General features: G+C 35.7%; 20 protein-coding genes. 13 read left to right on the plus strand and 7 right to left on the minus strand.

From position 1 onward, the window contains the following. Position 1: 1 nt before the first annotated feature. Positions 2 to 457: a DinB family protein gene (locus QP953_RS25025; protein ID WP_309553288.1), complete on the minus strand. Its 456-nt coding sequence runs from the start codon at positions 455 to 457 to the stop codon at positions 2 to 4. Positions 458 to 517: 60 nt separating this feature from the next. Then, positions 518 to 1,555, minus strand: coding sequence for a Holliday junction branch migration DNA helicase RuvB (gene ruvB / locus QP953_RS25030; RefSeq protein ID WP_052597677.1), 1,038 nt, complete (start codon positions 1,553 to 1,555; stop codon positions 518 to 520). Positions 1,556 to 2,788: 1,233 nt separating this feature from the next. Between ruvB and QP953_RS25035 the strand changes: the two genes are divergently transcribed. Continuing rightward, positions 2,789 to 4,051 (plus strand): TlpA disulfide reductase family protein, encoded by a 1,263-nt coding sequence (locus QP953_RS25035; protein ID WP_309553289.1) that lies wholly within the window; start codon positions 2,789 to 2,791, stop codon positions 4,049 to 4,051. Between the two features lie 250 nt (positions 4,052 to 4,301). Continuing rightward, on the plus strand, positions 4,302 to 5,615 hold the full coding sequence (locus QP953_RS25040) for an MATE family efflux transporter (RefSeq protein WP_309553290.1): 1,314 nt from the start codon (positions 4,302 to 4,304) through the stop codon (positions 5,613 to 5,615). 43 nt (positions 5,616 to 5,658) lie between these two features. On the opposite strand, the gene QP953_RS25045 is transcribed toward QP953_RS25040, so the two are convergent. Both QP953_RS25045 and QP953_RS25050 read right to left on the minus strand, forming a co-directional pair. Further along, positions 5,659 to 6,120 carry an Lrp/AsnC ligand binding domain-containing protein gene (locus tag QP953_RS25045; RefSeq protein ID WP_309553291.1) on the minus strand — a complete coding sequence of 154 codons (462 nt, stop codon included), beginning with the start codon at positions 6,118 to 6,120 and terminating at the stop codon, positions 5,659 to 5,661. A 34-nt stretch (positions 6,121 to 6,154) separates the two neighbouring features. Next, positions 6,155 to 6,988, minus strand: a complete 834-nt coding sequence (locus tag QP953_RS25050; RefSeq protein WP_309553292.1) for a hypothetical protein — start codon at positions 6,986 to 6,988, stop codon at positions 6,155 to 6,157. 320 nt (positions 6,989 to 7,308) lie between these two features. Here QP953_RS25050 and QP953_RS25055 point away from each other — a divergent pair, with 320 nt between their 5' ends. The 6 genes from QP953_RS25055 to QP953_RS25080 all read left to right on the plus strand — a co-directional run bounded on the left by QP953_RS25055 (position 7,309) and on the right by QP953_RS25080 (position 16,709). Next, entirely contained in the window at positions 7,309 to 9,009 is a 1,701-nt protein-coding gene (locus QP953_RS25055; RefSeq protein ID WP_309553293.1) for a S41 family peptidase, read from the plus strand. Positions 9,010 to 9,291: 282 nt separating this feature from the next. After that, a complete protein-coding gene (locus QP953_RS25060; protein ID WP_309553294.1) occupies positions 9,292 to 10,284 on the plus strand; it encodes a T9SS type A sorting domain-containing protein in 993 nt (330 codons plus the stop codon). 331 nt (positions 10,285 to 10,615) lie between these two features. Continuing rightward, the gene (locus QP953_RS25065; protein WP_052597684.1) at positions 10,616 to 11,545 is read left to right on the plus strand and encodes a DUF58 domain-containing protein; all 930 of its coding nucleotides are present in this window, start codon (positions 10,616 to 10,618) and stop codon (positions 11,543 to 11,545) included. 24 nt (positions 11,546 to 11,569) lie between these two features. Continuing rightward, a complete protein-coding gene (locus QP953_RS25070; protein WP_309553295.1) occupies positions 11,570 to 12,178 on the plus strand; it encodes an FMN-binding negative transcriptional regulator in 609 nt (202 codons plus the stop codon). Then, the gene (locus QP953_RS25075) at positions 12,179 to 14,176 is read left to right on the plus strand and encodes an OmpA family protein (RefSeq protein WP_309553296.1); all 1,998 of its coding nucleotides are present in this window, start codon (positions 12,179 to 12,181) and stop codon (positions 14,174 to 14,176) included. A gap of 613 nt (positions 14,177 to 14,789) precedes the next feature. Next, entirely contained in the window at positions 14,790 to 16,709 is a 1,920-nt protein-coding gene (locus tag QP953_RS25080; RefSeq protein WP_052597687.1) for a CBS domain-containing protein, read from the plus strand. A gap of 98 nt (positions 16,710 to 16,807) precedes the next feature. Here QP953_RS25080 and QP953_RS25085 read toward each other — a convergent pair whose 3' ends face one another. After that, positions 16,808 to 17,407: a DUF937 domain-containing protein gene (locus tag QP953_RS25085; protein WP_052597688.1), complete on the minus strand. Its 600-nt coding sequence runs from the start codon at positions 17,405 to 17,407 to the stop codon at positions 16,808 to 16,810. A 441-nt stretch (positions 17,408 to 17,848) separates the two neighbouring features. Here QP953_RS25085 and QP953_RS25090 point away from each other — a divergent pair, with 441 nt between their 5' ends. The 5 genes from QP953_RS25090 to QP953_RS25110 all read left to right on the plus strand — a co-directional run bounded on the left by QP953_RS25090 (position 17,849) and on the right by QP953_RS25110 (position 22,171). Then, a complete protein-coding gene (locus QP953_RS25090) occupies positions 17,849 to 18,820 on the plus strand; it encodes a paraquat-inducible protein A (protein WP_309553297.1) in 972 nt (323 codons plus the stop codon). 360 nt (positions 18,821 to 19,180) lie between these two features. Beyond that, on the plus strand, positions 19,181 to 20,461 hold the full coding sequence (locus QP953_RS25095; RefSeq protein WP_309553298.1) for a hypothetical protein: 1,281 nt from the start codon (positions 19,181 to 19,183) through the stop codon (positions 20,459 to 20,461). A 417-nt stretch (positions 20,462 to 20,878) separates the two neighbouring features. Continuing rightward, on the plus strand, positions 20,879 to 21,145 hold the full coding sequence (locus QP953_RS25100) for a hypothetical protein (protein ID WP_052597692.1): 267 nt from the start codon (positions 20,879 to 20,881) through the stop codon (positions 21,143 to 21,145). Positions 21,146 to 21,149: 4 nt separating this feature from the next. Further along, positions 21,150 to 21,845 carry a L,D-transpeptidase family protein gene (locus QP953_RS25105; RefSeq protein WP_309553299.1) on the plus strand — a complete coding sequence of 232 codons (696 nt, stop codon included), beginning with the start codon at positions 21,150 to 21,152 and terminating at the stop codon, positions 21,843 to 21,845. 5 nt (positions 21,846 to 21,850) lie between these two features. Continuing rightward, positions 21,851 to 22,171, plus strand: a complete 321-nt coding sequence (locus QP953_RS25110) for a YbjQ family protein (protein ID WP_052597693.1) — start codon at positions 21,851 to 21,853, stop codon at positions 22,169 to 22,171. A gap of 234 nt (positions 22,172 to 22,405) precedes the next feature. On the opposite strand, the gene QP953_RS25115 is transcribed toward QP953_RS25110, so the two are convergent. Both QP953_RS25115 and QP953_RS25120 read right to left on the minus strand, forming a co-directional pair. Further along, complete coding sequence (locus QP953_RS25115; RefSeq protein WP_052597694.1) at positions 22,406 to 22,831, minus strand: 6-carboxytetrahydropterin synthase; 426 nt, start codon at positions 22,829 to 22,831, stop codon at positions 22,406 to 22,408. A gap of 159 nt (positions 22,832 to 22,990) precedes the next feature. Continuing rightward, positions 22,991 to 24,013, minus strand: coding sequence for an acyl-CoA reductase (locus QP953_RS25120; RefSeq protein ID WP_309553300.1), 1,023 nt, complete (start codon positions 24,011 to 24,013; stop codon positions 22,991 to 22,993). Positions 24,014 to 24,081 lie beyond the last annotated feature (68 nt).

Consider the following 24,081-nt stretch of genomic DNA (forward strand, 5'->3'; position numbering starts at 1 on the left):
CTTATAATAATTTTTTGAGTGCTAACAAATAGCCATAATGAATTCCTTCGTGTACATTATTAAAACGAACCGTATCTTCTATAGAGGTAAGATGAGTTCCAAAACCTACTGTATAAGGCTTGAATGTCTGAAACTTTCCTTCTTCTAAATCTTTTTCTAACAAATCGACTGATTTTAGTAACATTTCCTTTAACCAGTCAACCTCCTCTTGAGTTACAGGTGCTTCAGGGGCACTCCCTTTTTTATATTTTATCCCTATTGATTTATCCACATAAGGGGTAAGATTGGACAACCCATAGCACAATAATTGTTGCACAACCAAGCAATGACCAATATTCCAAACAATATTGTTCTTGTGACTCTCTGGAATATAGTTTAATTGTTCCAAGCTCAAACCATCAAGCTCTTTGACTAAGGTAGTTCTAATTTGTCGAAGTAATTGAATGTGTTCTTTCATCGTTTATTTTACTTTTGAATTGTAATCTCTTAGATCATACTAAAAACCTTCTAAAGATAATTAGAAAAGCGAGCCTTGTGAACCATCATTGTTTTGTTTGGGCGCAATTCCCAAATGTTCGTACGCTTTAAGTGTTGTTTCTCTTCCTCTAGGCGTCCGCTTCAAATAACCTTGTTGGATTAAGTAAGGCTCATGTACATCTTCAACGGTTCCTGGCTCTTCACCAACTGCGGTAGCGATAGTCGTTAAACCAACGGGACCGCCTCCAAAGCTTTCGATAATCGTTCTAAGAATCTTATTGTCCATCTCGTCTAGTCCTCTATCGTCAACATTCAAGGCATCCAAACCATATTTAGCAATATTAGAGTCAATCGTCCCATTGCCTTTTATTTGGGCAAAATCGCGAACTCGGCGTAGTAAAGCATTGGCAATACGAGGCGTTCCTCTACTTCTTCTCGCGATCTCCTCGGCCCCATCTTGTGTAATTGGCACATTTAGGATATTAGCAGAACGTTTGATAATGTTGACTAATGTCTCTATATCATAATAATTGAGCAAACAAGTAATACCAAAACGAGCACGCATAGGAGAAGTCAACAGTCCCATTCGAGTGGTAGCGCCTACTAATGTAAATGGATTTAATGCAATCTGAATAGTACGAGCATTAGGACCAGAATCTATCATAATATCAATTCTATAATCCTCCATAGCAGAGTAAAGGTATTCCTCAACGACTGTATTTAATCGGTGAATCTCATCTATAAATAAGACATCGTTCTCGCCCAAGTTGGTTAGTAAACCCGCCAAATCGCCTGCTTTCTCCAAAACAGGACCTGAAGTCATTTTGATATCTGCTCCCAATTCATTGGCGATAATCAACGACAAGGTAGTCTTACCCAAACCAGGAGGTCCATGCAACAACACATGATCTAATGCTTCTTCTCGCATTTTAGCAGCCTCAATAAATACCTTAAGGTTTTCAACCAATTTTTTTTGCCCACTAAAGTCTTCCAGCATTTTGGGACGCAGTGCTTTTTCAACTGCCAATTCGCTGTTATCATAATTCTCATTAGTAGGATCTAAATGTTCGTTCTTCATAATTCAAACATACAAAAAAGCAAACAAATTGTTTTAGTTTTTTTATAAATTTTACGGTATTGTCCTCTGCTATTTTTTAGTTTTCACAAAAAAAGGGACTACTCAATTTAATGAGCAGTCCCCCACGCAATAGTTTTACCCTATATAAAACTATCTTCTTGAGTCGCGATATGCGAGCATGCAGGAGCCTCCTACACTTCCGACATGCTCCTATACCATTAGGATAGCCTACCAAAATGTGGTATTTTCTTAAAAGAGAGCCGCGACCAAACGGCTCTCCAAGGCAATTGTTTCGCTCGCAGCAAAACAAGTTTTATTTATTTTCGCCTCTGTCTTATTCAATTACCACTTCGTAGATTAGTTTGCTATATATATCAACAGCACTTTTGTGCCACCAACACGAACGTACTCGAAGCGTTGATTCAACTGACTCGGCAATATTTTTTTTATAAAAATGGAAATGTTACATAAGTAGATTGGTATCAAGCCATCACTCGTGATGACAAACAGCTTACTTAAGTTTGTATAGGATTATACTTTGACAAAAACAACGTTATGTCTCAGGCTACTTATACACGTTCCATTACTCATTTTAGAGTGGTTTATTATTTTCTGAATAGTAAAAAATAAAATCGTGTAAAGTTTTTGCATAAATAAGAAGTATTAAAATAATTTGTTGTTGTTTTTGTTGTTCATTTATAATTATCTCAAAATAAAGTTGAGTAATTATTCTTGTGAATAGAAAATTTCACATTGGAATACTAGCAATACGAAGGGAAATCTGAATATGCTGCTTCCTTTTTAATTTTTTTGTAATTTTTTTTAAAAGTTTTTTGCCATGCTATGTGCGCACGTCCATTCTCTCTACTTCTTATAAGTTCTTCAAAAGAAAAATTCACACTTGCTCTAGCCCTCCCTTTTAAGTACTGAACTATGATTATCAAATATTTGATGTAATTATTTTTGTTCCAATCAGTACTTTTGGCAGTCAACAAACATAAATATCCAAACATGTACATATCTTTATATAACTATTTGTATCTTTGCCCAAGATTTGAAATTTTAGAGAAAATTTCGCTTATTCTCATCCCCACTATCCACACCTAGTGTTGGATTTTTACACCGTACCTAACCACCTTTAATTACTGACACGACCAAAGTAATTAAATCAATTGCTTCTAACGTAAAAGTACTAGAAGTTCATATTTACATTTGCACACTAAAAAATCAATCATGAAACACTTTTTATACTTTGTCGCATGCCTGCTTATTGGTTTCTATGCTTGCAGCTCACCCACCACCGTCAACCTTGATTCACAGTCCATTTTAAACCTAACAGAAGGAATTTGGCGAGGTGTTTTGAATATAGGAAATGATACCAATCCTTTAGAAATCCCATTTAATTTTGAAGTTGTTAATGATCAAAAAATTGTCATTCACAACGGAGATGAGCACATAGAAGTAACGGACATTAATTATAATGAGAAGAACAATAGCTTCTCTATCAAAATGCCTGTTTTTGGGTCAGAATTTAAGTTAGTTAATCACCAAAATAGATGGGAAGGAGAATGGTATAATTACAATAAAAAAGATTACAAAATTCCATTTGAAGCCATCAATAATACGCCTGAACGTTTTCAAAGTACTGGTACCTCTACCGAAGTTATAGCTTTAGAAAAAAGATGGAAAGTAACATTTAGCCCCAATACAGAAAATAGTTATCCTGCTATTGGTCTGTTTAATATTTTAGAAAATGGAAAAGCAACGGGGACGTTTTTAACTCAAACAGGTGATTATCGTTATTTGGAAGGTGCTTTAAATGGCAAGGAATTAAAACTATCTTGCTTTGACGGTGCACACGCCTTTTTATTCAAAGCAACTCTGCAAGATGACGGGAGTTTGAAAGGTGATTTTTGGTCTGGCAATCACTGGCACGAACCATGGGTAGCTGTGCCTGACGAAACTTTCGAGTTGGTCCCAATGAACCAATTAACTTATCTCAAAGAAGGCTATGACAAACTAGCGTTTCGTTTTCCAACAATCAATGGGGACACTATAAGCTTAGAAGACGAACGTTTTCAAGGAAAGCCAACTATTGTTCAAATTACAGGAACTTGGTGCCCTAACTGCATGGATGAAACGCGCTTTTTGGTGGATGTTTACAAAAAATATCAACATAAAGGCTTGGAAATTATTGCTATTGACTACGAAGTTGTCAATGATTTTAACACCTTTCAAAAGAATGCAACTCGCATAAAAAAACATCTTGGCATTGAGTATCCTATTGTATTTGGAGGACCTGCCAAAAAATCAGAAGCAGTCAAAACATTGCCCATGTTGAATCACATCATGTCTTATCCTACGGCCATTTTTATTGATAAAAATGGGGTTATCAAAGAAATTCATACGGGCTTCTCTGGTCCTGGAACAGGTGATTTATATCAAGAATATGTAGACAAAACGATTGCACTAGTAGAAAAAATGCTTGCGGAGTAGTTGGCAACAAACAACACTTTAGTTATCATGTGTTGATGATGTCTTTGCTCGTTCAAAAAATGAAAGCAATTTCAGTTGACCTTGAAATTGCTTTTTGTTTTCCAATCATTCTCATTCTAACACTAGTTCACTTACTCAGCCTATAAATAAAAATAAAACCCAATGGGTTTTTAAATATTCTTAATTGGATACCTTTGCACCAAAGTAGCCATAGTGGTATTCCAAAACTATCTTATCATCGACATTTCTCATGAAACTTAACAAAGAGATATTACAACTCGCAATTCCCAATATTATCAGCAATATTTCTGTTCCTCTAATTAGTTCTGTAGATACCGGTTTGATGGGTAGTTTGTCTGCCTTACACATTGGTGCCGTTGGCTTGGGATCAATGATCTTTAATTTTATTTATTGGAATTTTGGTTTTCTGAGAATGGGAACTACAGGCATGACCGCGCAAGCCTATGGCAAGAACAATACTGCTGCAATGATTCATACATGGGGACGGGCTTTATTAATTGCGCTGCTGCTAAGTGCCGTTATTTTACTCCTTCAACAACCATTGGCTAGTTTAGGTTTTTCATTAATGAATGTCTCCCATGATCAATACGATTTAGTTGCTACGTATTTTAACATAAGAATTTGGGCAGCTCCCGCAAGTTTGGTTCTTGTCGTCATGATGGGTTGGTTTTTTGGGATGCAGAATGCGATTTACCCACTTATACTAACCATTATCATTAACGTTGCCAATATTCTAGCCAGCTATATTTTAGTTCATCATTTCAACCTTGGAGTCGCAGGAGTTGCTTACGGAACGGTCATTGCCCAATATGTTGGTGTCACGGCTGCCTTGCTGCTATTTTTATTTAAATACAAGTACCTAATAAAAAGTTTTGAGCGATCTATTTTTCTTTCTAGCCAAGAATTTTTAGGCTTCATTCAAGTCAATAGTGATATCTTTTTAAGAACGTTTTGCTTGACCATTGCCTTTGGATTTTTCTATAGTCAATCGGCGACTGCGGGGACAGAGATATTGGCTGTGAACACAATTTTGATGCAATTCTTGAACTGGATGTCTTTTGGCGTAGATGGTTTTGCCTATGCTGCTGAAAGTTTGGTGGGTAAATATACAGGAGCTAATCAACCCAACACCACTCGAAAAACGATTCAATTATCAATGTATTGGGGAATGGGTTTGGCTGCTTGTTTTAGCATAGTATATGGCATATGGGGAGTAAATTTAGTGCATCTTTTCACCAACAAACCACTTGTCATAGAAGCGGCGATTCCTTACCTTTGGTGGATGGTTTTATTACCTATTATAGGAACTCCTTGTTATATTTGGGACGGTATTTTTGTTGGCTTAACTGCCGTAAAATCCATGCGAAATAGCATGGTCATCGCCTTGGTTGCCTATTTGGGCTGTTATTTAGTGTTAAGTCATTTTTACCCTGCTCCTGCTTTTTTGCCCAATATTCTTTGGCTATCACTAATTACTTTTTTAGCGATTCGAGGATTGGCACAATGGCTTTTATTCAAACGATCAGGCTTAAACTTAAAGTAAACTAGGTGGCCACAATCTATGGCTATTTTATCTCTAACAACTACTACTCCTCTCCTAGAATTTGGATGGGACGTCGAATGCTTTCTGAAAGAGAGATAAAACTCTCCGTTCGTTGCACTCCTTTTATTTCTTGAATCTGATTGTGTAAAATATCATACAAATCTTGACTATCCTTACAAATGACTTGAGCAAACATTGTATAGGGGCCAGTTGTATAATGCACATTGACGACTTCTGGAATTTTTTGGATTTTCAACAAAACCTCTGGATACATAGAACTACGTTCCAAATAAATTCCCAAAAAAGCCACCATATCCAATCCTAGTAGACTATGATTGATCGTTAACTGAGCACCCTCTACCACTCCCAAACGCTTTAAATTTTTCATTCTAACATGAATGGTACCAGCAGAAACATGAATCTGTTTAGCGACATCTACATACGATGTATTCGCATCTTGCATCAAAATTTGTAATATTTGCCTATCAATAGCATCTAGTTTCATACGTACAATTTCTGTTCTTTTCTAATAACAACTGTCAACGAGCATACTCCAATAAGGTTGGAAAAGGACTTTTATATATTTTTCCGACCTTCAATTGATGTTTCTCCAATGCCTGTATTAACAAATCTCGAAATCCAAATCCAATACTGCCAATAAAATGGACAGGCACCTCTTGAGCGTTGGGATATTTTAAGACGTGTCGAATAATAAACGTATCAAAACAACTCAACAACAACGCTTGTATAAAAGGATTCGTTTGGTGTTGATATGCAAACATCGCATAAGAAGCCAATATTCGATTGGGGTTCTTTTTATCTAACAAATCACTAATAATGATATGCTTGTCCATATTGTACATTCGCTCCATTTCTACCGCCAAATCCTTAGGCATTTCACGATAAAAATAAGCCGATAACAACTGTCGTCCTATGAATGTCCCAGCACCTTCATCTCCCAAAATATATCCCAAAGAAGGTATTTTATCTTTTATAGCCTTGCCGTCATAAAAGCAAGAATTAGACCCTGTTCCTAATATACAGCAAATCCCCTCAGAGTGCCCAGCAGTAGCACGAGCAGCAGCCAATAAATCATCTCCCAAACTCACAGAAGCATTCGGAAAAAAAGGCACAAGAGCATCCTTAATAACCTGTTGAGTCAACGAATTGGAACAACCAGAACCATAAAAATACAAATCCTGAATTTGAGCACCTTCGAATTCCTCCAGCAATTCCTCTTTCAAACTCTTTTTAACTTCTTCTGTTGTACAATAATAAGGATTGTATCCCTGCGTGGTATATCGTAACAATTGTTGTTCTTTTATTAAGTACCAATCTGTTTTGGTTGAACCACTGTCTGCGATTAACTTCATAAACTATTTTCAATGAGTAGTTTGTATATTGGTTTATTTCAACTCAACTTTTATCTTATAAATAATAATTTTGGTAGAATAGTCTAGTATTAATTGCTTGGCCTTTGTCCCTAAAGTTTGGTTTTATCTATGCTTAGCACTATCTTGCAAATTGTTTTACCTACCAGAGTTTCCCTTCAACACAAAGGTACTATTAATTCATCAAAAACTCGAAGGTCAAACTATTAAGCTCTAACAAACAAAGGTCTGAATAAACCAAAGTACAAGTCTAATAGTTAAACTGTAAAACTTAAGAATTTAAATCATCAATAACGATTCGTATGCAAGAAAACGAGCCTCTTTCTAACAAAGAGAAAATTAATATCTTTCTGCCTCTTGTCTTAGCACTGGCACTGGCAGGAGGTACTTGGCTAGGGTTTGAAATGGCCAATAACAAAAACAAATCTTATGTCGTGGTTTCTGATCAGGGAAAATATCCCGCCAAATCAGGAAAAGTAGAAGAAATTCTTCGCTTCATAGATGCCCGCTACTTAGAAGATGAATCGTCTTCTAAACTAGAAGATGCTGCTATTGAAGCTGTTTTAAAAGAACTTGACCCTCATTCTAGTTATATCTCTTTGGATAATATTGAACGAGTAAACGAATCTTTGAACGGAAATTTTGAGGGCATTGGTATTGAATTTTATATTCTTGAAGACACGATTTATGTTGTTGGTGTTATCGAAGACGGTCCTTCAGACAAAGCTGGCTTGCTCAAAGGTGACAAGATCATCATGATTGATGATTCCTTGGTGGCAGGAAAAGGAATTTACAATACCAATGTGATTAATCACTTAAAAGGCAAAGCAGGCAGTTCTGTAGAATTAAAAATTAAACGAGCAGGTATGCCTAATCTCAAAGATGTAACAATCACTCGTGGCGAAATTCCAATGTATAGCGTATTGGCATCTTGTATGCTTAACGATAATACGGGGTTGATCAAAATCAATCGGTTTAGCGGGACTACTTATGATGAGTTTATGAAGGCACTAAACGATTTGGTAGAAAATAAAGGAATGAAACATTTGATTCTTGATTTGCGCCACAATCCTGGTGGCTACCTCGAAGCTGCTACCAAAATTCTAGATCAGTTATTTACATCTAGGAAACTCTTAGTTTATACCGAAGGACGTAGTTACCGTCGCAAAGAATACAACTCTACAGGAAAGGCGTTGTTTGATATCAACAAAGTAGCTGTTTTGATTGACGAAAGTTCGGCTTCAGCTAGTGAAATTATTGCTGGTGCTATTCAAGACAATGATCGTGGCTTAGTTATTGGTCGCCGTTCTTTTGGCAAAGGTTTGGTTCAAGAACAGTACAAATTGACCGATGGATCAGCCTTGCGCTTAACTGTGGCTCGTTACTTTACCCCATCTGGTCGATATATTCAAAAACCCTATGATGGCTCCGAAGGTTTGTATGGAGATGATTTACGCAATCGTTATGAGTCGGGAGAATTGTATAGTAGAGATAGCATTCACATTTCTGATTCTACGGTATATAGAACCATCAATGGCAGAATTGTACATGGTGGAGGCGGTATTGTTCCCGATATTTTTATCCCTCTGGATACTTCCCGAATCAATGCTTATTTTCAATCTACTAGCTTATTGGGACGAGATTATATTTATAAATTCTTGGACAACAAACGCAGTCTTTTGCTAGAGCAATACCCTACTTTTGAAGATTTTGAACAAAACTATACCATAACCGATCAGTTCTTTCATCAATTGGTTCAATACACAGAAACGAAAGAACTTGAACGCAACAATACACTACTAAATCGCTACAAAGACGATTTAAAAATTGAAATCAAAGCCAATTTAGCCGATCAACTTTATGGAGAAAAAGCCTACTACAAAACGCTTTTCTCTGTTGATGAAATGGTTCAACGAGCCATTGCCGAAATTAATCGCACAGGCAAAAACGCTAACCCTTCGGCAATGATTGAAAAAGAAAGCTCTGATAGTCAAAATAATTAGATGAGTTGCTATATTTAGCAACTCGATATAAAAAAGCCATTTTCAAGTTGTTGAAAATGGCTTTTTTGCTTTTTATAACTTACAAAAGAATCTATTTAACTGTTTGTTTAAAATATCTGATTGAACTAATTATTTTTTTTGTAAAAAAATACTTTTTTTTATTTATATTTGTTAGGATACTCTTTTAGCTAGAACTGAACGATTTGCAAAAAAAAGATAAAGAATCCTTGCCTATAAGATACAGATACATCAATTGTTATTAACAAACTTAAACTAAAAAAAATGCGTATAATTCAATCTTTACAATTGCTAGCATGTTTTACATGTATTTTACTTTCCTCTCAATTATCTGCTCAAAATGGATGGACAACCTGTGGCGCAACAGCTGGAACATTAAGTGGAAACACTTCTAGTGTTTTTGAAATGGATACAACTCCTGCCGCTGTCTTTGTCAACACTCCAGGACCTATTTCTACTGTTCCTACAACAGAATTTGTTGTTATTTTGCAAGACAGTATGGCTAGCGATACACTTGGCAATGCCATTATAGCAACCAGTATTGATGGGCGTGTTTCTCCTGCTAGTTTAGGCTTAAGTGCTGGAGATACTTTTTATATTGCTTCTTTTTCTTATGATATTCAACAAATAAAACTAGCCGTAGAGGGCATCCTAAAAAATTCTGTTCCATTTTTCGGCACTTGTTGTTCTATATTGGATTCGCAAGCACCATTTCCAGGGATCTGTGATTCTCTAAATGCAGCAGGCATTAATGATAGTAGCGATGTTAATAATATCAATGATTTATTGGTTTTCTTATCTGCTTTTAATGGTGGAGGCTCTGTATCTTTGCGTGGACTAAATGCTGTTTTGGTGGGAATTAATGCTCAAATTGGTACGTTGTCTAACATTGGTTGTACCAATGGGGTTAGTGAAATTTGCTATGCTGCCGATTCCTCAGAAACTAGCCACGAGCGTTATGCTGTCACAACTGCGACAAGTTTATTTGAATTAGAAGATGCTTCATCTCTTCAAGTTGCTGTTCAACCAAACCCATTTGTAGATTATATTTCTACAGGAATATTGGCAGAACAAAGTGGTTCTCATACAATCCGTGTTTTGGATGCTACAGGTAGAACAGTATATCAAACCATTAAAGAACTAAACAGTGGTGCCCAAACAATTGGTCTCAACTTAGGTAATTTACCTGCAGGTTTATATTACTTACAAGTAATGGATCACAAAAATGTCGCTACACAAAAAATTATAAAAAGATAATTAAGTAAAAGTACCCATCGTTTTCGATTATTTTATAGCACGATTAGGTATTTTATTGACAAGTTCCGTTATCAATCATTATAAATTTAGAGCTACCCCAACTTTGTTTGTGGGTAGCTTTTTTTATATCCATTAAAAGCTTTAACAAAATCACAACTAAACATTTCTATAAATAGTTGTATTATGTAGTTTAATAATTTTAACAGACCAATAAGTCAATAGATGATTCCTTTATTCACTTATTTATTGGCATATTAGCATATTAATATTGACAACATAACTAAAAGTAGGGCATACAAAATCCCCCTGCAATAGTAGAAAGATAGCATAAATGAGTATTTTAAAAGAATTTGATGTTCGACAAACGGGCAATTTAGAATTATTAGCCAAGCAAGTCGTAGAAGGATTTATTATTGGGCTACACAAAAGTCCTTTTCATGGTTTTTCGGTAGAATTTGCTGAACATAGGATTTACAATCCAGGTGATTCTATCAAAAATATAGATTGGAAGGTTTTTGCTCGTACGGATCGTTTGTATACCAAACAATATGAAGAAGAAACCAATCTGCGCTGTCAAATTGTGATAGATACCTCTTCTTCCATGTATTTTCCCGAAGCTCCTAGCAAAAAAGGAACACCTTATGTCAACAAATTAGCCTTTAGCACCTTAGCTGCTGCTACCTTGATGAATTTATTAAGAAAACAAAGGGATGCTTTTGGACTAAGCACTTTTGCCGATGACTTGGAAAAACATACCAAAGCAAAATCAAGCACTCGCCATTATAATCTCATTATGGCACACTTGGATCAATTGCTAGACAATCCTACTCGCAATCATAGTACTTCTATTGCAAAATCCTTGCACAAAATTGCAGAAGCCACGCATAAACGTTCCTTAATCGTTATTTTCAGCGATATGTTTGAGCAAACGGATGAAAGCGAACAACTTTTTGCGGCACTCCAACATCTAAAATACAACAAACATGAGGTCATTTTATTTCATGTTGTCGATAAACGCTATGAATTGGACTTTGAGTTTGAAAATCGCCCTTATGTATTTATTGATATTGAAACAGGTGAAAAAGTTCGTGTGCAATCCAACCAAGTCAAAGATTTTTATATTGATCAAGTCAAGAAATACAAACAAAAATTAAAAATAAAGTGTTTACAATATAAAATTGACTTTGTAGAAGCAGATGTAAATGAAGGATTCAAGCAGGTGTTAACTTCTTACTTGGTTAAACGCAATAAAATGATGTAAACGAATGATTTAGTCTTCAAAGAAATGTATATACCACCCAAATTTAAACTCACTGACGAATCTCAAATAAGAGCTTATATTTGTCAATATCCCTTTGCAACATTAATAACTGCTGTTGATAACTATCCCATTGCCACACACTTGCCGTTTATATTAGAACAAGAGGGAAGCGAATGGTATTTATTGAGCCATATGGCTAAAGCCAATCCACAATGGAGACAGCTAAAAAATACCTCCACACTTGTTGTTTTTCAAGAACCACATGCTTACATCTCTCCTACCTATTATGAAAAGGAAGAAAATGTACCGACATGGAATTATATTGCCGTTCATGTTTATGGAACCGTAGAAATGCTTCTAGAACCAGAACAGGCCATTGAGGTTTTGGAAAAATCTATTACTACCTTTGAAAAAGGCTTCCAAAAGCAATGGGAACATCTAGATGATGGTTACAAAAAACGCTTGCTCAACAGTATGGTTGCCTTTCGAATTAAAATAGAAACATTGGAAGGCAAAGAAAAACTAAGTCAGAACAAAACAGAAAAAGAACGACAAGCAATTGCTGAAGGTTTGCTAACTATTTCGGATAGTTCGGCACGGCAGTTGGGGAAAATAATGAAAAACAAATTATAAATGAAGGAATTCAAATTAGCTTTTATCACCATTGTTATCGTTAGTTTGACCGCTTGTACGTACACTGAACGTATTAAAGATGGCAAAACAGCTTTTGCTCGAAAACAATTTAACGTTGCTATTCCCATGCTCGAAGAGGAGTTCAAAAAAGCAAAAGATAGTCAAGTGAAAGGGGAAACAGCTTATATGCTTGGAGAATCGTACCGACGTACCAACCAAACTCAAGCAGCTTCAGATTGGTACAAAAGAGCCCAAACACAACGTTATGGCAAAGACACCGACATCAAATATGCTCGTATGCTACAGCAATTGCAAGATTATGATGAAGCTCGCCGTGCTTTTCAGAGTGCAGGACGTTATGCTGGCAATGTCCGACTGTATCAAGAAGAAATGATTGCTTGTCAAAAAGCAAAACAATGGCTCACAGCAGCAGATAAGAATTTATACAAAATTGAGTCCCTTGGTACGAATACTTCTGCCACGGACTTTAGTCCTGTTCTATACAATGCAGATCAGCTCATCATCACTTCTGATCGAGCAGAAAGTGAAGGAAAGGAGCACTATAAATGGACAGGAGAAAAGTTTTTTGATCTTTACCTTTTGAATATTAATGCTGAAACGGTCGAACGCTTTGAAGCTCCTTTTAATCAATCGTTTCATCAAGGGGCTCCGAGCTTTGGAGAAAATCAAAATAGTGTCTTCTTTACTCAATGCGGAAGTGATGAAAAAATTGCGGTTGACTATTGTCAAATAATGTTTAGTAAAAAAGAAGGTGATGTTTGGTCCAAACCAGAAGCAATTGATTTGGGTGATAATGCTCAAAATTATATCCATCCTGTTTTGTCAGAAGATGGGAAATTACTCATTTTTGCCTGCAACAAGGAAGAAGGTTTTGGAGGATATGACTTATACTATTCTATCAAAATTGGAGCAGATGATGAAGCCAAATGGTCTGCTCCTGTCAATTTGGGCAATAAAATTAATACCGATGGGAACGAAGTATTTCCTTTCTTGGACAAAGACACGCTTTATTTTTCTTCGGATGGACACATTGGAATGGGGGGCTTAGATATCTTTAGGTCTGAAAAAAAGGCACACAAATGGCAGACTCCCCAAAACCTAAAAGCACCGATGAATTCAGGAGGCGATGACTTTGGTTTTATTATAGATCATTTGAATGCTCTGCCCAAAGGGATTCTTCAACAAGGGTACTTTTCCTCTAATCGTCTAGGAGGTCAGGGCAGTGACGATATTTATAAGTTTCAACAACAAATTCCTCCCCCACCAGATACTACTATTGTTATAGATTCGCCTAAAATTATATTGGCAATCAATTTAGAGGGTTTGGTAAAAGAAAAAGTATTCAACGAAGCTGGTAACCCTAATAGTGGTCTATCTGGCTATGAAAACCTTATGGGGGCTTCTGTGCAAATAAGCACTATAGATACGGCATTTACCCTTGGCTCTGATGTAGACGGAACATTTTTCGTTCAATTAGACACGGCAACAGATTATAATTTTAAAGCAACAAAACCAGGTTATTTTACACAAGTAGCCACAATCAGTACAAAAGGAATTGTACTAACAGAAGCTAATCCCGATACAACGTTGACGCTTGAAATTATTATGGAAAAAATATATGCCAATCAAGAGATTGTGCTAGAGAACATCTATTATGACTTAGATAAATCATTCATTCGAGATGATGCCAAACCTGCTCTAAATGAGCTGATCTCAATTTTAAAACGCAATCCGAATATTAATATCCAACTCTCTTCGCATACTGATTGTCAAGGCGCAACAGGTTATAATGAAAAATTATCACAAAGAAGGGCCGATGCTGCCGTTCAATATCTTATTCAAAATGGAATCAATCCTGAACGCTTAACCTCTAAGGGGTATGGAGAAAGTTCACTCGCAGTGGACTGTAAATGCTCTGATTGTACCGAAGAAGAACATCAAAGAAATCGACGAACAACATTTCTTGTCTTAGAATAGCATTGTTTCATGAAATAACATCACTTATTAAAATCATATAAACTTGATTATCAGAATAATAAATTTTCACTACTTAGTTTTTTTTAAAAATTGATAATCAACTGCGGAGCACTCACAAAGTACCACGTAGTAGCAGCGCAGCTAACTATTAAAATAAAAAACAAGAGCTATATTGTCAGAAAAGACGATTCTTAATAATGTTTAATATACAAGGACACTACAAATCAGTTTGTAGTGTTTTTTTTATAATTCCATTTTGAGTAAAATTTATCGCCTTCAATATTTCAAATATTAAAGATTAGTTTTTAGCTTTAGTAAGTTGTGACACCGAACATAAACCATAAAGTTAAAATCACTCTTAATTATTATCTAAATTTTAGCTTTAAGTGAGGTTGTAAAACATTGTTTTTAGCTACCCTTTAGTAACCTTTACCAAGTATTATGGGCTAAAAATGAGCAGTAATGTGTTAATGCTACACCACTTCTCATAACTTGTTATTGCTATTTATTGGGATCATCTAAAAAACAGACACACAACGTTAAGAAACAAGCAAGCACCTTGCAATACATGACTTCGTAAGTGCTGTTAAAACGACCTACAAAAATACTATCAATGGGAGAAGAACGTGTCAAATTAGCCTCTTCGCAAGGCAAAGACGAAATGCGCAATTTTGTAAGACAATTACTCAATGATGTTGAAGCATTAGAATACATGCTAAAAAACGACTGGTTTGAGGATGATGTAAAATGTATTGGCGCAGAACAAGAAATGTGTTTGATTAACAAACATTACAAGCCTGCTTATAAAGCGATGGATATCTTAAAAGATTTTCATCCAGAATGGTTGACTACCGAGTTGGCTAAATTTAATTTAGAGCTAAATTTAAGCCCTCAGGTATTTGAAGGAACTGCTTTGAGCAAAATGGAAACAGAGCTTAGGGATTATTTGAACCAAGTTGATAATGCTGCGTCCAAACACGATACTCGAATCTTGTTAACAGGTATCTTACCTTCGTTACGCAAATTTGACCTGAGTATGGATCAACTGACTCCAAAGCCTCGCTATCACGCCTTGATGACGGCGCTTAAAATGCTTAGAGGGTCTGATTATGAACTTCGATTAGATGGCATCGATGAGCTTAATTTATTGCATGATTCACCACTCCTAGAGGCTTGCAATACAAGTTTTCAGGTACATCTGCAAGTTGCTCCTAAGAACTTTGTCAAAATGTACAATATTGCACAAGCAATTACAGGACCTACACTAGCTATGTGTACCAATTCTCCTGTGTTATTTGGTAAACGTTTGTGGCACGAAACTAGAATTGCTCTTTTTGCTCAATCTATTGACAATAGAAAATCTAAGGATCATCTTAGGCATAAAAGTGCCCGCGTTAATTTTGGCAATCAATGGTTGGACAAGTCTATTTTAGAAATTTACAAAGAAGATATTCTTCGCTATAGAATTTTGCTAGGAGCCGAAATTGAGCAAAATTCTTTAGAGGCCATTGAGGCTGGTAAAGCCCCCAAACTCCAAGCTTTGCAAGTCCACAATGGAACAGTGTATCGTTGGAATCGCCCCTGTTATGGAATTAGCCCTAATGGAAAGCCTCATTTACGCATTGAAAATAGAGTATTGGGCGCTGGTCCTACCGTTTTGGATGAAATGGCTAGTACTGCATTTTGGTTGGGTACAATGGAAGGAATGGCCGATCAATTCGATGATATTCGAAAGTACATGAGTTTTGACGATGCTCGGGACAACTTCATGAAAGGCGCCCGTTCTGGTATGGATTGTAAATTTACTTGGATTAACAATCAAAAGATATCTGCTCGTGATTTAACCAAAGAAATTTTACTTCCTATTGCTCGCCATGGATTAGAAAAACGAAATATTGATGGGGCTGATATAGATCGCTATTTGGGCATCATAGAAGAACGTGCCAAGCGCCATATGAATGGCTCTAGATGGATTTTGCAAGCCTATACTAAATTTCAAAAAGAAACACATATTGACGAAAGCTTAACTTCATTGACAGCAGCCATTTACAACAATCAAAAACAAAGTAAACCTGCACACGAATGGCCTTTGCCTGAACTAAATGAGTTCCACCATTACAACCCTTCACAATTGCTTGTTGAAGAGTTTATGACTACTGATATTTTTACCTTGCAAAAAGATGATTTGTTGGAATTTGCTTCTTCGCTAATGGATTGGGGCGATATTTCGTCCATGCCTGTTGAAGACTCTAAAGGGCATTTAATTGGTTTGATTACATCTACTCAGATATTAAAATTCTTTGCTCAAAAAGGCAAAATTAACGCTGATACGACAGTAGGTGATATTATGGATCATAATCCTTACACAGTCACCCAACAAATGAAAATAGTAGATGTTATTAAATTGATGAAAGAACACAACCTAAAGGTACTCCCTGTTGTAAAAGGAGAAGAATTGATTGGTCTCATTTCAGAGCGCAACTTTGTTAATATGTCTAAACGCTTTATTCAAGGCATGAGTTCTAACCTTTAAAAATAAAATCATATAAGAATGGAAGATTTGAAATGTTGCTATTAAGTTAGTTCCTTTTAACAACAACATTTTCAAATCTTCTTATATTTTAACAAGGTTTACTTCCCAAAGAATCCACCTAGCATATTTCCTAAATCATCAATTACACTTCCGTCTCCATCGCTATCCAACATAGACATAATGCCACTCAATTGGCTGTTATTGGTTTGCGCTTGTTGATTTCCTAAAAACTGTGTAATACTCGAAGCATCAAAGCCTTGCTGCTGCTTTGCTTTTCCAAGTAAACTCATGACCATTGGTGCAACAGTAGTCATCAACGATTGTGTTGCCTCAGGACTCATATTGTTCATTTGACTCAAGCCCTGCACCACCGAGGCTTGCTTGTTGCCTAACATATGCTTTAAGATACCATTTCCATCTTCAGCTCTTGGCGCCACGTTCTGAGTAGGACCACTGCCTAAAAAGCTCATCAAATTATTCATCACGCTTCCATCGTGGTCTTTTTCTAATGCCTTATTCAACGATTCTGCTCCTTGAGGAGTAGAAGCATTTTTGGTCACGGCTCCCATTAATGTTGTAAAAACATTTTGAGCAGCTTGAGAAGTTTGCTGTTCATTTCCCCCTAAGCCTACTTTTTGAGCCATTTGGCTAACAACAGCATTGGTCATTTGCTGCTTGAACATATTCATTAAATCCATAATAGTTTATATCTTTTGGTTTAAAACTTAAGTTTTTAAAAATTATTTCTGCTACAAAAACGTTATTTCTCAGCAAGAAGCTTTAACTAATCTTGCCAAAAAAGAAAAATTCTTGCCAAAGTTGTTCTACTTACTTTTGTATTCCTTATAAAGTTAGCATATTTCTATCAGATTAGGGATTATCATGAATTAATTTATATAAGTAATCGTTCATTAAAATTTATAGGCAAAATAGAATTCTTTTTGCACTGTTCTTCATCAAAAAATCTCGTTTTAGCCCGCTACCACGAGGTAGCACCGCAGGTAAAACTTCAATTCTTTTCTTTGAACAGCACTAAAAACAATTACATTTTTAACTATACTTTTTTCTGTCCACTTACTTAGCTAAAAATAGCCTTAACTTGCTAAAGTTATTACTCACAAACCACATAAAACCAGCTTATGAACAAAAAATCAATTGTTATTATTACAAGCCTTTTATTCTTAGTTATTGGGTTTATTCTCAATAGTTTTCTTATCCAAGCTAGCAGCCTTTATAAAACAACTAAAGAAGAATTGGCAGATACGTTGAGTTATAAAAATCGTTTTTTGGATGGAGAAGAATGGGTGCCAATAGAAAATGATTCTATTTCTAATGGATTCGATTATAAAGACAAAACAATTGATGTTGATTTGTTTTTTGGCAGTTCTTCCGTACAAAAAAAGCAACAAAGCATTTTGTTAGAAAACATTCAACAGGCAGAAAATGACATCCAACGAAAAACGTATTACATTTTGGGTTGGATTTGTTGTTATCTATTGGTATTGCTAGTTTTACAATTTCTCTACCAACCTCCGTCCATCCTCTTAATTGGACTTATTAGTTTATCTATAATCTGTTTACATGCAGGGTTATTTACACCTATGTTGGAAATTGCAGCAATAGAAAGAAATTTAAACCTAGGGGATATTCCTGTAGAAAAAGAGGTTTTTGGAATAAAGATTGACTTAACAGTCCATAAAAAATTTGAAGGAGATATTTATTTTTATTATCAAAGTAAGTCCATTGCTCAGCTTATTCAACTGCTTTTCCAACAAGGCAATCTTTTAGTTGCCTTTAGCATCTTGTTGTTTAGTGTTGTTTTTCCTCTTGCAAAAACATTATTAATGATTGGATTTGTTTTTAGACCTCAAATTGCGAATCAAAAATGGTTTAAGAATTTTGTTCTCAACCTTAGTAAATGGTCTATGGCAGATGTATTTGTCGTTGCAATTTTTTTAGGCTTTTTAGCGTTTAAAAATCTACAAGTAGGGATAGGCACGCATAGCAATATGGCCATTGGCTTGTACTTTTTCTTTTCTTACTGTATGCTATCTATTTTTAGCTCTATGCTTGCTAAAATGCCGACAGAAGAAATACTGACAACCAAGTAAGTTAAGATATTGTTACCCTACTAAGCACTGTTAGTTGATAATAAGTAATCGTTCAGAAAAAATTCTATAAAAGCAACCTTCTTTTTGCACTACTCTTCATCGGGAAAATTTGCTTTAACTCGCTACCACGCAGTAGCACCACAGGTAAAACCGCACTTTTCCTTTTCGATTAGCACTAAAAATAAGGCTATTTTTCACCTATAATTTTTTATGCTCACTTACTTATCTTATTTCGTTCTTTGGCAAAATGACTTAGAGTGTTTAATTTTAACTAACTTTGAGTTGATCATAAAAGATGACTTCTACTGATTATCAAACTATTTATCAAGAACCTTTTACTCTAACAAAAATTGATCAAATATGAATTTAAAAAATCTATACTACATCTTACTGCTCGTCAGTCTTCCTATTCTATTGAATGCACAAGAGGGAAATTGTGTTGTTTTTTCCACTGATGGTGCTACATTTCATATAGCTTTGGATAACAAATTTCAGAATAAAGATGCCAATACGAATATCAAAGTAACAGATATCCCTGAAGGAGACTATTGGGTAACGGTGTTTTTTACAGACAAAACCCGCAAAGCATTTAAGTCTAATGTTAGAATACTTGGAAAGAAAGAAACTTCGTTTCAAATTGAAAAAGACGATAATTCTTGGAAACTAAAGCAGTACAGTTCTGTTCCTTTAGCACAAGTTCAATCTGTTAGCAACAAACAAACCGTCTTGGCTTACAATGACGCAGGGGTTAGCATTCAAGGTATGAAGAGTGCCAATGATATAAGCAAAGATATGGTAGAACGTGATCCTGAAATTAACAGAGTACATGGAACATTAGAAGAAGAAGCAGAAAGTAAACGATCTGGTAAATTTAGTGGTTCTTCTGCCGATATCGAAGGAGAGACAGAAGTAGCGGCAGCTACGCCAGCACCTCAAGCAGAAGAAAAAGAGGGGACCACGATTATTAACAAATACATCACAACAACCAATGCCGACGGAACAACGAGCATTGTAGAGGAGACAACCACATTAATTAAGGAAATCGTTGAGAGAAATGGTCAACGTCAAATGCGCACCAAACGAAGTGTTGCCTTAACACCAACCGATTTGACTTGCCTACCAATGGAAAAAGATGCTTTTCTTGCTCTTAAAGACAAAGTTCAAAATGCCGCTGCTGACCAACGCTTAAATATTGCTCAAGATGGTATCAAAGGTCAATGCATGACTCCTAAACAAATCAAAGTGGTTGGTGATTTAATTTTAAGTGAGGTAGATCAAAATAACTTTGCCATTGCAGCAAAAGAGGTTTGTGCCAATCCTAAAAAGTTTCCTTATACCATTTCTGATCCTGTTGTTGTCAAAGAACCAAAGGCAGACCCCCAAAAAGAGGTCAAAGAAGTTAAAGAGGTCATCAAAGAAGAACCTGTTGTGGTCGAAGAACCTACAAAGGAAAAAACAAAAGCAGAGTTAAAAGCAGAACTAAAAGCTTTAAAAGAGAAACAAAAAGCCGAAAAAGCTGCTGCTAAGGCGAAGAAAAAGGCAGAAAAAGCTGCTGCCAAAGCTAAAAAGAAAGCCGAAAAAGAAGTGGCTAAGGCAAAGAAAAAAGCGGAAAAAGAAGCAGCTAAAGCTAAAAAGAAATAGTACGAGTTGCAATTATTGATGCTAACTCAGATCAATTCTACAAATACTATAAGACCTTCTGTGCATTTTTGTTGTACAGGAGGTTTTTTGTTGCTTATTAGGTATTGTTGGGAACTAAATTAGGATCAAACCTTGTTACAATAGTATCATTATCAATACAAATAGCTTTACTATTATGATATTAAATTTCACAAGACCTGCCATATTAGCGCAACAATTTTCGTCCCGTGCTAAAAAGCACAAGCAAGTGCCTTTGTCAACCCCCAATCATAGCGCATATAAAAAGGCACAAAGTTTACTTATTTGGGGAAGTATTCTTTTAAGTATTTTTTGTTTAATACTTGCTGCTGCTTATTGGGGTTAGGTAACGTTACTTTTATCACAAAACTATTTTTTCATCTAAAAATATCAATCATTATGCCTGGCGCAGGAAGCATGCTGCATGCTATTGTCTCATTACGAGAAAACAAGCGAAGCCACACTCCTTTTCCAACCAAAGATTTTGACAAATCTATTGGCACAACACCACTTGTATTTAAAAAAGCAAGCCAAACGGAACGCACCAAAGCAGCACAACATTTAGAGCAAATAAAGAACAACGAAAATACACGTTTAATGCTGGTATTTTTTATTATTGCTACAATTACAATAACATTACTAGCTATCTATTTCTTAAACAGATAATTTGATGAATCCTATATTGCTCTTATTTTCCTTTATTTTACTAACAACAGCTTGTAATAACCCTTCTTCTCCTAGACCTCAAACGGTCTCCTCTAGTCCGTTACTTTTATTACAAAAACAACAAATTGACTCTACCAATTTTGAACTGTTTTTAAGAGCATTTAAAAAAGAGCAAATCTTAGAAGTTTGGGCAAAAGAGAAACTTGGGCAGCAATTTAAAAAAATACAAACGTATTCTTTTTGTACTTCTTCGGGCTTATTGGGACCTAAACGCCAGGAAGGAGATCGGCAAATTCCTGAAGGGTGTTACTGGATCGATCGCTTTAATCCCAATAGTAAATTTCATTTATCACTCGGTTTAAATTACCCAAATGATTCTGATCGAAAATTGGGGCATGCTCAATATCCTGGCGGTGATATTTTCATTCATGGCGGTTGTGCTAGTATTGGTTGTATTCCCATTACCAATAGAAAAATAGAAGAACTCTATGCTTTAACCTCCGAAGCACAACGCTTGGGGCAAACAAAAATTCAAGTCCATATTTTCCCATCCAACAAAATGAAGTCGTTGATTAATAATGCCACCCAACATATGGTATTTTGGCAAAATTTATATCCTATTTTTGATTACTTTGAAACCAAACATACCCTACCTAAAGTTTGGATAAAACCTAATGGCACTTATGCTATTGCAAACTAAGTATTATGATCTTATCAACAACTGAAATCATCCCGCAAAGACAAATTCGTCAAATTGTTGGACTGGTACGAGGTAATATAGCTTTTGCTAGAAACAAAAGTCGAAATACTTGGGTTGATTTAGCCAATCTAATGGGAGGGGAAATAGAAGATTTTTCTTTGATTCAAGCTCATGCAAGAGAGGAAGCTTTAAATAAAATGATTCAAGCCGCCCAAAAACTAAAAGCAGATGCTATCATTGGGCTTCGTTTTTCTAGTACAACGATAGAAGGCGTCTCTGAAATTTTGGCTTATGGGACTGCAGTGCAATTATACGAAATTGAATAAAGGATAAATACTTTTATAATTGAGACAAAAAGCAGCAAAAAAGATGCTTCCACCCCGACATAAACCATTCAACCTCAAAAACCTTAACAAAAAAAACGGAATAACAATTCTTTTTTGTCACTCCGTTTTTAAACTCTATTCCATAACAAGGCTAACTAAAAGTACTCAATATTTCTATAACTTTTCAGCATCATTCCTATAGTTAATGAATCGGTTTTAAGTTTTTTAGTCGCCCTAAAAATCTTCTTCGCCATAGTATTCTGCCCAGATATTGCGCGTTTCATACAACTTCACACAATGCATTCGACAGTTGGCATCCAAATGAGGCTCTATCTGTTTCCAGATATAATACACCAAGTTTTCAGTTGTTGGCGGTGTTCCTTTCGGCAAGAAATTAGGGTCCATGTTTAGATTGCTATGATCTAAGATATCGCAAACTTCTTTTTTAATAATTGTACTCAATTTCTTCGCATCCATAATAAACCCCGTCACAGGATCAGGTTTACCTTTGATGGTCACCATTAAATCATAATTATGGCCATGAAAATTTTTATTGGCACATTTGCCAAATACTTGAAAGTTTTTTTCTTCAGACCATTCGTGTACCCACAATTGGTGAGCAGCATTAAAATTCTCTCTACGAGTTAAATAAATAATCATTTCTTATTCAACGTTTTGTACCTATCAACTAATTTTCAGTTGTTCTGGGGAATAGCCAGTTGGTCGTGACGTAATATTTTTTTAGTTTGCAACTACTTTATAATGATAGTGCTACTCTAAAAATAGTAGAGCGCCTCCTACCCTATTCTTGTTAACAAACTATAATTCTATTAAAAATTGTAGCGTATCAACGCCATCTGCATAGTCCTCCAAAGCAGGCTTTTGAGCTTGCCCTAAAAGAACCGTATTTTTTTGTGGAAGGTTCATTTTTGTCGCAATACATTGTATTTGCTCCTTTGCTCCTTCCAATTTTGCTTGTAGATCTTCTTCATTATTATAATACTCAAAATGTACCGAAGAAATACGAGACAACAAACTTTCATGTTCCAATAACATCAAACAATCATTGGCTAAATGAGGGACATTATTCAACAGATAAATAGAACGATTGTAATCGTAATTATTTTTGTATTTATTGTGATCCATTATCGTTTTATAATGCTGATCCATTAGGCTCAAGAAATTGAAAAAATCATATTCCTTGGGTACATATAGTTTGGCAACAGAACGGCACCCCAAGCCAAAATAGGCAAAAATATCGCTTCCCAAAGCCAACAATTCTTCCTCTGTTTCTGTCCCATCCAGAACGGCAATTGAATTTCTATTCTTTCGAATGATATTGGGATATTTGCTAAAATATTGCTCAAAGTATAAGGCTGAATTATTACTTCCAGTAGCAATAACCGCATCAAAATCTTTCAATCGCAACACAGGCTTAAAGTAAGCAGCACTTCTTGGATCTTCTTTTATCATAAAGTCAATCATGTATGGAATCAAGTATTGATCTTTTTCAGAATACTTGAGCATAGCTTGATGACCTGCGATAAACGTTGTTAATACATCATGAAAACCAACTGCAGGAATATTACCTGCCAAGACCAGACCAATTTTTTTAGACCTTCTCTCTTCCTTCAAAGATGGATAGTTAGCGATCCAAGCTTCTAAAGCCGATGCGGTTAAAAATTCGGTTGCAAAATTTTGCAAGGCATTTCGTGAATTTTCCTTTGTCAGCCAACGATTATTTCGTTCTGTGTAAGCAATTGCATATTGTCTTGCTTCGGTATCTTGCTGTATATAAGCTCCTAATTTTACCAATAAAGCCAAACGCTCCTGTAATTTCATAGTTGGTTTTTATTTTAGAACTGCAAATTTCTTAAAAAAAAGCGAATATTTAGTGATTAGCCCTCTAA

The sequence above is a fragment of the Aureispira sp. CCB-E genome (genome assembly GCF_031326345.1).
In the GTDB taxonomy this organism is placed as follows: Bacteria; Bacteroidota; Bacteroidia; order Chitinophagales; family Saprospiraceae; genus Aureispira.